Below are 11,895 nucleotides of genomic sequence, written 5' to 3' on the forward strand. Positions count from 1 at the left end.
CTACAGTGATATTTTATTGAGAAATCAAACGAATTATACTAACGGTTTCTCATCTATTTGAAACTATTTTAGGTATTGGTAGCCCTATTTATGAATTGTATGTAGACCTTGTGGTAAAATATTTGTCCTTATGAGTATCCCAAACCATATTCTCGAACAATTAAATAGCCAAGCTGACTTAATCAGTATTATTGGGCGTCACACGACGCTCAAACGTGCTGGTAGTGAGTTTAAAGGCTGTTGCCCGTTTCATGGTGAAAAATCACCGTCTTTTTATGTCAATCCACAAAAAAATATCTATCACTGCTTTGGTTGTAGTGTCGGTGGCAATGCCATCAGTTTTTTACGTGATTATGAAAACCTAACGTTCATCGAAGCGGTCAATGAGCTGTCAAAACAAACGGGCATCGAAGTCCCAAAAGAAGAACAGCAAAACGTTAGTTATCAGCGTACTAAAAAACAAGCTGCTATAAAACCCGCCTCGCGTGCACCCGCTGCTGAAACTGCAAAATTTCAGCCAGCAGTGGATAACCAATTACCAGCAAGCATAGCAACCGATTCTCAGCAGAAAAACTATACAGATCAGCCCACTTATAATGACCATAATAATCATGATAGTAGCTACGATCATAACTATGAAAACAGCTACGACAGCTATCCACCGCTAGACGCTTACGATTCAGCGCCTTATCCAATGGATTCTTATCCTGCCGACTATCAAGATGCAACTAACAATGGCGCTCCACCTGCATGGTTGACCGATACCAATGCTGGCGCAGGCTCACATAGTGACAATAGTGTCTCAGATAAAGACGGCAATCTATACGATTTACTGGAACAAATTCAGCAATTCTATCAACACAACCTCACTATCCATCCGCATGCCAAGCATTATTTCTTATCGCGTGGCATTACTGAAGATATCTTTGAGACTTTTGGTCTCGGTTATGCACCCTTCGGTTGGCAGCATCTTGAGCATCAATTCCCGCAAGATATTGAAGGTCTAAAAGCGCTTGGTTTAGTGCGCCAATCAGAATCTGGGCGCGATTACGACTTGCTTCGCGATCGGGTGATTTTTCCGATTCGTGACAATCAAGGTCGCACCATTGGCTTTGGTGGTCGCGCGCTCGATGATGACGTGAAGCCAAAATATATCAACTCCTCTGACTCGCCCGTTTTTCATAAGCAGCATGTGCTGTACGGCTATTATGAATCACGCCAGCAACGTGCGGATAGTTGGCTGGTGGTCGAAGGTTATATGGATGTAATTGCCCTTTACCAATCCGGTATCTATGGCGCGATTGCCTCTATGGGTACGGCGATTAATGAGAGTCAAATCTCGCGATTATTAACGCTAAATCCTACCCTGACATTAAGCTTCGATGGTGATAGTGCAGGACAAAAAGCGGCTTGGCGAACGCTAGAAGTTGCTCTGCCTGTACTGGCTGATGATAAAGAGCTACGGTTTTTGACACTGCCCAACAATCATGACCCTGACACCTTTATCAAGAGTCAAGGCGGTGACGCTATGCGAGAGCAAATCAAAAATGCCATGCCGCTGTCACAGTATATTTTTGCCTACTTAAGCGAGCGCTATGATTTGACCTTGGTAGAAGGCAAAGCCAAACTGATGTCACAGGTTCGTTCACTAACCATGGCGCTTCCCAAAGGCAGTAGCTTTCGTTACCTACTAAATAATGATATCTATCAAAAGCTAGGTGGTAAGCGTAGCCAAAACAAAGAAGCAAGGGACGCGCTGCTAGATTTCGATGGTGATATGACCATCAGCCAGCAATTGCAGCTTTGTTTTTTATTCCAGCCGCGTGCACTGCTTGAAGATCCTATTGAGTCGATCTGGCAACAGGCCGGTATCAACCGCATCAACCTGCCAGCTCATATCAAGGAAAAAGCCTCGCCTGATATCTTGCGTGCACTTGCTTGGGAAGACTTGCAAGATGATGCCCTGCTCGATATCGTCAGCACTATCAAGCGCTGCCTCAATTATTTACCGCAGGACGCCAACGCCGCTGCGCACTTTATCCTGTCGAACGTCAAACCGATTACCCAAGAGATGCTGAGTCGTAACTGGGGCGGCTTTTATAAAACCCTAACGACAAGAAATATTTTGAGCCTTGATGAGCTGATTGAAAACTTGGTCAGTCAGCTTCTCGAACGCAATATGAAGAAAAAGATACAAGAGCTGATAAAAAACCCCGATCATATCAAGCTGGCGATTGTCCGTAAGCAGACACAGCTATTGAACGATTGGCTACGTGCTCAGCAAGCCGAACAATCGGCGCAGATGGTCACCGTGCAGTCTTAATATCTGATGTTATTTTTGGTTTATAAATTGGCAGCCCTTTAAAATTATGGTGGTTGCCCCCACTACTAGTGATTATGGCCAATCGCTCAAGCCATCTTTATCATTCATTATACGAACAATAAACCATTATACGAATCGAAAATAATGAGTAAATATGATAGAGAGCATGCACTACCTCGTGCTTGACTACACTGGTCTGTGTTAAACTGTGTCGCTAACTATTTATAGCATGGCTTACGAAATGACTATAAGCGTGCATCGTTAAGCACAAATTTTTAGTATTACTTTTAACAATTATTATTTTTGATATATTTTTAACAGTTTTTTAGCTCCGTTATTGTAGTGTTTTGAGCCTTTATTCATATCCACTCATTTTTGATATTGTTGACTGTCCCTACGCCTTATTTTGATTAATCGATTGATTAGATCAACGCACCGAGCGAGCGCTAGCGAGTCACCCTATAAAAATGTCCGATGCAAGTAAGCGAGTATTTATGAACGATAAGTCAGTTTCTAAGTCCACCTCTCAACTGGCCACCTTAATCCAAATGGGTAAAGAGCAAGGGTATCTTACCTATGCCGAGGTGAATGACCAACTACCCGACTCTATTACCGAAAGTGACCAGATCGAAGACATCGTGCAAATGCTGACCGACGTTGGCATTAAAATCTTTGAGTCTGCCCCAGATGCCGATGACATCTTGATGAACGATGATTCAAGTGATGATGACATGGCAGCGGATGAGGCAGCGGCAGTGCTTGCCTCTGTTGAGACAGAGCCTGGTCGCACCACTGACCCTGTGCGTATGTATATGCGTGAGATGGGTACGGTTGACCTCTTAACCCGTGAAGGCGAGATTGCTATTGCCAAGCGTATCGAAGAAGGTATTCGTGACGTCCAGCATGCGATGTCATACTGGCCGGGCACGGTACAATTCGTCCTTGATGAATATCAAAAAGTGCAAGATGGCGACAAAAAACTCTCTGATGTCATCACCGGCTTTTTGGATCCTGAGACCGAAGAAGACAAAATAGCGGCTCAAGAAGCCAAAGAAGCGGCGAAAGAAGAGCGCGAGCGCATCAAAGAAGAAAAAGAAAATCCGCCTGTTATCAAGCCAAAAGCCAATGCGAAAGACGATCTCGATGATGACGACGCTGATGATATTGATGACGCTGAGGAAGAGGAAGAAGAAACGGGCGGCATCGATCCAGAAGAAGTACGCTTGCGTCTAGAAGAGATCGAAAACCTATTTATTAAAGCAAAACAGGCCTTGCTCGACTATGGTCGTGGTAGCGCACAAGCCGACGAAGCCTATGCACAATTGGCAGAACGCTTTATGATGCTCAAGCTGAACAATCGCTTGTCAGACCAAGTCATGGCTATCATGCATGATGTGTATGATGATGTGCGTAAGCAAGAACGTCAAATCATGCGTTTGGTGATTCGCCGTGGTCGTATGCCGCGTGATGAGTTCCGCAAGACCTTCCCTAGTAACGAAACCAACGTTGATTGGCTCATTGAGCGCCTAAAAGGCAAGCCCGCTTTTGCTGGTACGCTAGAAAAAGTCACCGATGACGTGATTTTGCTACAGCGTAAAATTCGTGATTACGAGCAGCAGCTCGACATGAAAATCCACGATATGAAAGACGTCGCCCGTCGTATGGCAGTCGGTGAAGCCAAAGCTCGCCGCGCCAAAAAAGAGATGGTCGAAGCTAACTTGCGTCTGGTTATCTCTATCGCTAAGAAATATACCAACCGTGGTCTACAGTTCTTGGATTTAATCCAAGAAGGTAATATCGGTCTGATGAAAGCGGTCGATAAGTTTGAATACCGCCGTGGTTATAAGTTCTCGACCTATGCCACTTGGTGGATTCGTCAGGCGATTACCCGCTCTATCGCGGATCAGGCGCGTACCATTCGTATCCCTGTGCATATGATTGAGACGATTAATAAAATTAACCGTGTTTCACGTCAGCTATTACAAGAGATGGGACGCGAGCCGACACCTGAGGAATTAGGCGAACGCTTAGAGATGGACGAAGTCAAAGTCCGTAAAGTGCTAAAAATCGCCAAAGAGCCTATCTCTATGGAGACGCCTATCGGTGATGACGAAGACTCACATCTAGGCGATTTCATCGAAGATGGTACGATTTCAAGTCCTGTTGATGATGCAACCGCGGCTGGTCTGCGTGAAGCCACTCGTGACGTATTGGGTAATCTGACTGAGCGTGAAGCACGTGTCCTAAAAATGCGTTTCGGTATCGATATGCCAACGGATCATACGTTAGAAGAAGTTGGTAAGCAGTTCGATGTGACGCGTGAGCGTATTCGTCAGATTGAAGCAAAAGCCCTACGTAAATTGCGTCATCCATCACGCTCTGAGCACCTACGCTCTTTCCTTGAAAATGACTAATTTATCTAGGTACAAAATGCTGAACACGATATAAGCATTCTTAAAATCAAATCAAAAAAGCTGAGCATGACTCAGCTTTTTTGTGTCTACAAGATAGTCATTTATGGTATTGCTAGCTTATTTTAACAATAGCAGTGCTCTTTTTCAGCGCTACTAATTTGCTTCAATACGTATCAGTGCCCTTGAATAATGGGTCAAGTGCCATTATAAATAGCCAGTATGTAAGCGACATTCTCAAATAACGATAAGGATACGATGATGAGCGATAACAACAACCCAAAAAGAGACGTCAAAGTGACCGAGTTAGTCGCCAATGACGGTATTTTGAAAGGCAAAAAAACCGACGTGCAAAATCCTGAGCTTTGGGAGTTCCCAATGAACTACCCACTGAGCATCATCGGTCATGAAGGCGAGCATGAGAATTTGCTGAATGAAGTGAAGCTCATCCTCGGTAGCCAGTTCCCAGAGTTTGATTTGGCGTCTATGGAAGTCAAACCGTCAAAAACAGGACGTTTTCATTCGGTACGTGCCAATCTGTACTTAACCACTGTTGAACAAGTAAATACGCTTTATGCCTCACTAGACGATGCCAAAACGGTACGCTTGGTTGTATAAACAGGGAATGGGTGTTTAGAAAAAAACAACCCTTTTTAGGTCTAAATCGTCACTCATATGGGTGGCGATTTTTTGTTGTCTGCGGTACAATCTGCATCCGAATTATTACGGTGATGACCATAACTATCACTCGACCCTTTAGCAAATAATAAAAAGCAAACGACCATCCATTTTTACAAAAAATTTATTATTTGTGTCATTCGCACCTAACCCTTGCCCCGTCGTCCTTTGCCAAAATTTGGACGCGCTTTCACCCCTTAGCAACATAGTTTGCTACTAAAATCAATATAGTATTTTCAAAATTTTCCCGCTATATTGTGCCTACCTACTAATAAATACGCTACATGTAGTGCTCAATGATTTTTATCATTATTTCGAGCAGCTGGATGCTTTTGCCATAAAAAAGCACCGCTAAGCTATTGATTATTAGTAGTTTGATTATTAATTTAATAATAAACGTTTCGCGGACTTAACCGCTTAGCGAATAATATAAGCAATCATCTAAGAGGCTAGCATGACACATATCGACAAAATCCAAGTGACCAAACGTGACGGACGTTTAGAGCCTATTGATTTAGATAAAATTCACAAGGTTATTGCCTGGGCAGCGGACGATTTGGATAACGTGTCTGTGTCACAAGTTGAGCTAAAGTCGCACATTCAGTTTTATGAAGGTATCAAAACTCGTGATATTCACGAGACCATCATCAAGTCTGCCGCTGACCTTATCTCTGAAACCACGCCTGACTATCAGTATTTAGCCGCGCGCTTGGCCATCTTTCATCTGCGTAAGATTGCTTATAATAAATTCACTCCGCCGCACCTATATGACCATGTCAAAAAACTGACTGACGCTGGCAAATATGATCAACATATCCTAGCCGACTATAGCCGTGCTGAATTTGATGAATTAGAAGAATACCTCGACCACTGGCGCGATATGAATTTGGCTTATGCTGCTGTTGAGCAAATGGCGGGTAAATACCTCGTGCAAGATCGCGTCAGCAAAACCGTTTATGAGAGCCCGCAGTTCTTATATATGCTGGTCGGTATGTGTCTGTTCGCCAATTACGACAGAGCTGAGCGCATGAGCTATGTGAAGCGCTTCTATGATGCGACTTCAGAGTTCAAAATTTCGCTACCGACGCCAATCATGTCAGGTGTGCGTACGCCATCACGCCAGTTTAGCTCATGTGTACTGATCGAATGTGGTGATAGCCTAGATTCAATCAACGCGACCACTAGCGCCATCGTACGCTATGTATCGCAGCGCGCTGGTATCGGCATCAACGCTGGTCGTATTCGCGCCCTTGGTAGCCCTATCCGTGGCGGTGAAGCCCAGCATACTGGCTGTATCCCATTCTATAAACTGTTTCAGACAGCTGTTAAATGCTGCTCACAAGGCGGCGTCCGTGGCGGTGCAGCGACGTTGTTCTATCCATTATGGCATTTAGAAGTTGAGTCGTTATTGGTACTCAAAAACAACCGCGGCGTCGAAGACAACCGTGTCCGTCATATGGATTATGGCGTCCAGTTAAACAAGACAATGTACACGCGCCTCATCAAAGGTCAAGATATCTCGCTATTCTCACCGGGTGATACCCCGGGCTTGTACGATGCGTTCTTTGAAGATCAAGACAAATTCGAAGAGTTATACACCAAGTACGAGAATGACCCAAGCATTCGTAGCCGTCAAATCCCAGCGGCAGATTTGTTTAGCCTAATGATGCAAGAGCGCGCCAGCACGGGTCGTATCTATATCCAAAACGTCGACCATTGCAACACTCATAGCCCGTTTGATCCGACGGTCGCTCCGATTCGTCAGTCAAACCTATGCATGGAAATCGCGCTACCGACTAAGCCACTTGATAACATTAATGACGAAGAAGGCGAAATCGCGCTTTGTACGCTATCAGCAGTTAACTTAGGTAAAGTTGAAAACGTCAGCGACATCGAAGAGCCAGCTGAGCTAATCGTGCGTGCGCTTGATGCCCTGCTCGACTATCAAGACTATCCAGTCAAAGCTGCTCAAAACGGCAGCATGCGTCGTCGTACACTAGGTGTGGGTGTGATTAACTACGCGTACTACCTTGCTAAAAATGGCGTACGCTATTCAGACGATAGCGCGCTTGGTCTGACCCATCAAACGTTTGAAGCGTTGCAGTTCTATCTCTTGAAAGCGTCAAACAAATTGGCAAAAGAGCAAGGCGCGTGCCCTGCGTTCAATGAGACAACTTACTCGCAAGGTATCTTGCCGATTGATACGTACAAAGCCGACTTGGATAAAATCTGCCAAGAGCCGCTACATCTCGATTGGGAAACGCTACGCACTGAAATCACCACTCACGGTCTGCGCAACTCTACCCTAACTGCCTTGATGCCATCTGAGACTTCTAGTCAGATTGCCAACGCCACCAATGGTATCGAGCCACCACGCGGTCTGGTCTCTATCAAAGCGTCAAAGGACGGTATCCTCAAGCAAGTCGTGCCTGAGATTGACAAGCTAAAAGATCAGTACGAGCTACTATGGCAAATGCCGAACAATGACGGTTATTTAAAGCTCGTCGCTATCATGCAAAAGTTCGTCGATCAAAGTATCTCTGCCAATACTAACTACGATCCGGTTCGTTATGAAGGTGGCCGTGTACCGATGAAGATATTGCTAAAAGACTTGCTAAACGCTTATAAGATGGGTGTAAAAACGTTGTACTACCATAACACTCGTGATGGTGCGAACGATGCCCAAGCGGATATGGAAGATGATTGTGCTGGCGGGGCTTGTAAGATCTAGGTCTAATTATATTACCACGGTTTCATTCTTTATTTTTCAAGCCATTTGTGAATATATATTTACGAATGGCAAGTGTTAATGATTTTATAAATAGAATTTAATAAAAATGCACTTCACTAAACCTTGAAGATTATAAATTTAGTAAGAGGTTATCAAATATTTATAATTTAGAGCATAAAAATTGATTAGAGAAAAATAAAATATGAATCAATATTTATTACCTATATTAAGTATAGCTATTCCTACTATTGTAGTAATAGGAGTTGCTATTTATCAAAATAAAATAAAGAAATTGTCTTATGAAATAGTGCTAAACACTCCTTTAGTTAAGGTGAGCTCTAAGGTAAAAGATAAAATTGAAGTATATTATGAAAAAAATAAAGTAGAAAACCCTCAAATATTAATAATTAGATTTCTAAATAATGGAAACCAACCCATTAGTACTTCTGATTTTGAAGAAAGTATTAAACTGGTATTTCATAGTGATGCAAAAATTATTCAATGTGAAAGTACAAATTTAAATCCTGACAGCTTATCATTAAATTTTAACCATGCAAAAAACACAATAACTATTGATCCATTACTTCTAAACTCCAATGAAGGGTTCACTTTGAACTTAATTATTGAAGGTGAAGATAGTAGTTTTACTATTATCGATAGAATCCAAGGTGTCAATGTCAAAAAGTATAAAGAGCCATTCTTTATTGTCAATGACTGGATATATTTACCAATTGCTTTATTTGCAAGCTTCGTTTGGATGTATTATTTCACACCGATGTTTCAGCGCAGTTATACTGCTGAAGATACTCTATTGAAACTTGCAAACGTACCGATGTATGCATTTCCTACAGGAATTTTATTTATATCAATTATATCGATTCCAAATATCTATAGATTTTTTAGAAAGCGTAGGCTTGAAGATAAATAGATTGTATGGTGCGCCCAATCAGAATAGTCGTTAATAAAAGAGAAAGACGCCCTAACACGGTCGTTTAGCCGCGACTATAGCGGTATCCTGCTGACGACGATGGCGATGCAGACTGTGGCTGAGAGCAGTATCGAGACAACAGGAATGCGGTCAGACACAATAGACTGCACGCCAGCGGCAAGGCAGATACAAGCGGTAGGCGGGATTGGCTACTAAAATATTTAATTTAACACAGTGACAAATAAGACCGAATTTTCATGCTAAAATTAGCCCTATATTTAGAGCGTAATTTTAATGGAGAATGAATATGCAACCAATATTTGCGACACAGACAGCCAGTATCTCAGAGTTAAAGACCAACCCTTCGGCACTGATTAAACAATCAGACGGTGAGTCTATTGCTATTTTAAACCACAATAAACCTGTGGCTTACTTGGTTTCCACAGACATGTATGAGCGCATGATGGAAGCGATGGACGATATGGCATTAAGCCAAACCGTTAGCGCACGATTAAATGATGGGCAGATACCGATAAAGGTAACGTTGGATGACTTATAGTCTTGAGTTTCATCCCTTAGCATTAAAAAAATGGAAAAAGTTAGCGCCCAGTATTCAGCAGCAGTTTAAGAAAAAATTACAGCAGCGCTTATTAAATCCTCGTGTTCCTGCGTCGAAACTTTCAGGACATACGGACGCCTATAAAATCAAACTACGCACCATCGGCTATCGTTTGGTATATATCGTCAAAGATGATGTCGTCGTTGTATACGTGCTAGCAGTAGGCAAAAGAGAAAATAACAAAGTATATGACGCGCTTGCGACACGCCAGCCGTAATCGACACACAGACAGAATAAAATGACGGAGGTCATAGACGTGCAATATACCGCAATCATCAAAGACGGTGGTTTGTTTATCCCTAACGTATTTTCAGACCTAAACGATGGCGGCTCGCATATCGTACAAGTAGAAGTAGACATCGAGGAAGTTCGTCAGCAATTAAGCGAAGGCGCTGTATCAACACTAGAAACACCAAAGAAAGACACCGCAAAAGCACCCAAAAAACCAGTAAAGAGAGCGACCAAAAAAGACGCACAGAAAGAAATACAGCAACTGTCAGATGATGAAGGCTTGAGTGCGCTGCGCAAAAGCGCAATCGATGAATTGGAAGCATTGGATGATGTGGAGCTGAGCGAGATATTTAAAGCGTATATGAATGATGGACAGACGTCAGAACAGATATCGTTAGAGAACTTGTAATCCAATCCAAGCAAACCCAGTCAAATCCATATAAATTAATAACCGTATCACTTATAAAGGCAGTCCCATGACTTATTCGATTTTTTCCCAAACACCAAATGACGCCATGAAAGAGCCGATGTTCTTTGGTCAGCCAGTCAATATTGCCCGCTACGACCAACAAAAGCACCCCATCTTTGAGCAATTGATTGAAAAGCAGCTGTCATTCTTTTGGCGTCCAGAAGAAGTCGATGTGTCAAAAGACCGTATGGACTACGGCAATCTGTCCTCGCATGAGCAGCATATCTTTATCAGTAACCTAAAATACCAGACCCTACTCGACTCTATCCAAGGTCGTAGCCCAAACGTCGTGCTACTGCCGCTGGTATCGATTCCTGAGCTGGAGACATGGATTGAGACGTGGTCATTCTCTGAGACCATTCACTCACGCAGCTATACCCATATCATTCGTAATATCGTCAACGATCCCGGTATTGTGTTTGACGATATTATGCAAAACGAGCACATTTTAGAGCGTGCTTCAGACATCGCTCAATATTATGACGAGCTGTATCGCAATTCGCAGCTGTATAGCCTGTACGGTGCTGGTACGCACAATATCAACGGTAAAGAAATCACCGTCGACTTAAAGTCACTTAAGAAGCAAATGTATCTGTGCATTATGGCGGTCAACGTCTTAGAAGCCATTCGCTTTTATGTGTCGTTTGCCTGCTCGTTTGCCTTTGCTGAGCGTAAGCTGATGGAAGGTAATGCCAAAATCATTAAACTCATCGCTCGTGATGAAGCGCTGCATTTGACTGGTACGCAGCATATGCTAAACCTCATGCGCAACGGTCGTGACGATCCCGAGATGGTCGAAATTGCCGCAGAGTGCTATGAGGAAAGCATCGAGATATTCCGCAAGGCGGCTGAGCAAGAAAAAGAATGGGCAGGTTATCTGTTCAAAGACGGCTCGATGATTGGTCTGAATAAAGATATTCTGTGCCAATATATCGAATACATCACCAACTTGCGTATGGAAGCGGTGGGCTTGCCATCAGCTTTCCCGAAATCAAAATCAAATCCGATTCCTTGGATCAATACGTGGTTGTCGTCTGACAATGTACAGGTCGCACCGCAAGAAACCGAAATCAGCTCGTACTTGGTCGGTCAGATTGATTCGGACTTATCAGACAGTGACTTTGATGATTTTGAGCTTTAGGCTTTAGTAGCTTTACGCTTTTTACATAGGATTTATCATGACTTGGGTAATGACCAGTAAAAAACAATTCTATTTGCATGATAATGAGAGTCTACTCGATGGACTGTTGCGCACCGGACATGAGGTCAATTATCAGTGCAAGGAAGGCTACTGTGGTAGCTGCCGAGTCAAGCGCATTGCCAGCTCGCATACGGTCGATTACCCGTTTGCTCCGCTTGCGATGATTGAGGACGATGAGATCCTACCCTGCTGCTGCCGTGTGCAAGGGGTGATTTATATCAACCACGAACCAATCGAGAAATAACCTCTCATTTATAAAACGTTAAGATCAATAAAAAGCGCGCTATCTACATAAGATAACGCG

General features: G+C 43.2%; 10 protein-coding genes. All 10 read left to right on the forward strand.

From position 1 onward, the window contains the following. Window positions 1–130: 130 nt before the first annotated feature. The 10 genes from CXF65_RS03095 (at window position 131) to yfaE (ending at window position 11,835) form a co-directional block, all read left to right on the forward strand. Window positions 131–2,323: a DNA primase gene (locus CXF65_RS03095; RefSeq protein ID WP_025653286.1), complete on the forward strand. Its 2,193-nt coding sequence runs from the start codon at window positions 131–133 to the stop codon at window positions 2,321–2,323. 494 nt (window positions 2,324–2,817) lie between these two features. Continuing rightward, complete coding sequence (gene rpoD, locus CXF65_RS03100) at window positions 2,818–4,737, forward strand: RNA polymerase sigma factor RpoD (protein ID WP_025653285.1); 1,920 nt, start codon at window positions 2,818–2,820, stop codon at window positions 4,735–4,737. 258 nt (window positions 4,738–4,995) lie between these two features. After that, on the forward strand, window positions 4,996–5,352 hold the full coding sequence (locus tag CXF65_RS03105) for a YbeD family protein (protein ID WP_025653284.1): 357 nt from the start codon (window positions 4,996–4,998) through the stop codon (window positions 5,350–5,352). A gap of 514 nt (window positions 5,353–5,866) precedes the next feature. Continuing rightward, the gene (gene nrdA / locus CXF65_RS03110; protein WP_101210995.1) at window positions 5,867–8,143 is read left to right on the forward strand and encodes a class 1a ribonucleoside-diphosphate reductase subunit alpha; all 2,277 of its coding nucleotides are present in this window, start codon (window positions 5,867–5,869) and stop codon (window positions 8,141–8,143) included. 202 nt (window positions 8,144–8,345) lie between these two features. Further along, the gene (locus CXF65_RS03115) at window positions 8,346–9,071 is read left to right on the forward strand and encodes a hypothetical protein (RefSeq protein WP_101210996.1); all 726 of its coding nucleotides are present in this window, start codon (window positions 8,346–8,348) and stop codon (window positions 9,069–9,071) included. A gap of 307 nt (window positions 9,072–9,378) precedes the next feature. Next, window positions 9,379–9,630 (forward strand): type II toxin-antitoxin system Phd/YefM family antitoxin, encoded by a 252-nt coding sequence (locus CXF65_RS03120; protein ID WP_101210997.1) that lies wholly within the window; start codon window positions 9,379–9,381, stop codon window positions 9,628–9,630. Continuing rightward, on the forward strand, window positions 9,620–9,907 hold the full coding sequence (locus CXF65_RS03125) for a type II toxin-antitoxin system RelE family toxin (RefSeq protein ID WP_101210998.1): 288 nt from the start codon (window positions 9,620–9,622) through the stop codon (window positions 9,905–9,907). Before CXF65_RS03120 ends, CXF65_RS03125 begins: the two co-directional genes overlap by 11 nt. A gap of 39 nt (window positions 9,908–9,946) precedes the next feature. Continuing rightward, window positions 9,947–10,330 carry a hypothetical protein gene (locus CXF65_RS03130; RefSeq protein ID WP_101211035.1) on the forward strand — a complete coding sequence of 128 codons (384 nt, stop codon included), beginning with the start codon at window positions 9,947–9,949 and terminating at the stop codon, window positions 10,328–10,330. Between the two features lie 67 nt (window positions 10,331–10,397). Next, on the forward strand, window positions 10,398–11,531 hold the full coding sequence (nrdB, locus tag CXF65_RS03135; protein ID WP_101210999.1) for a class Ia ribonucleoside-diphosphate reductase subunit beta: 1,134 nt from the start codon (window positions 10,398–10,400) through the stop codon (window positions 11,529–11,531). A 37-nt stretch (window positions 11,532–11,568) separates the two neighbouring features. Beyond that, on the forward strand, window positions 11,569–11,835 hold the full coding sequence (yfaE, locus tag CXF65_RS03140) for a class I ribonucleotide reductase maintenance protein YfaE (RefSeq protein ID WP_025653277.1): 267 nt from the start codon (window positions 11,569–11,571) through the stop codon (window positions 11,833–11,835). The last annotated feature ends 60 nt before the right edge of the window (window positions 11,836–11,895 follow it).

The sequence above is a fragment of the Psychrobacter sp. Sarcosine-3u-12 genome, from assembly GCF_002836005.1.
Taxonomy (GTDB): Bacteria; Pseudomonadota; Gammaproteobacteria; order Pseudomonadales; family Moraxellaceae; genus Psychrobacter; species Psychrobacter okhotskensis.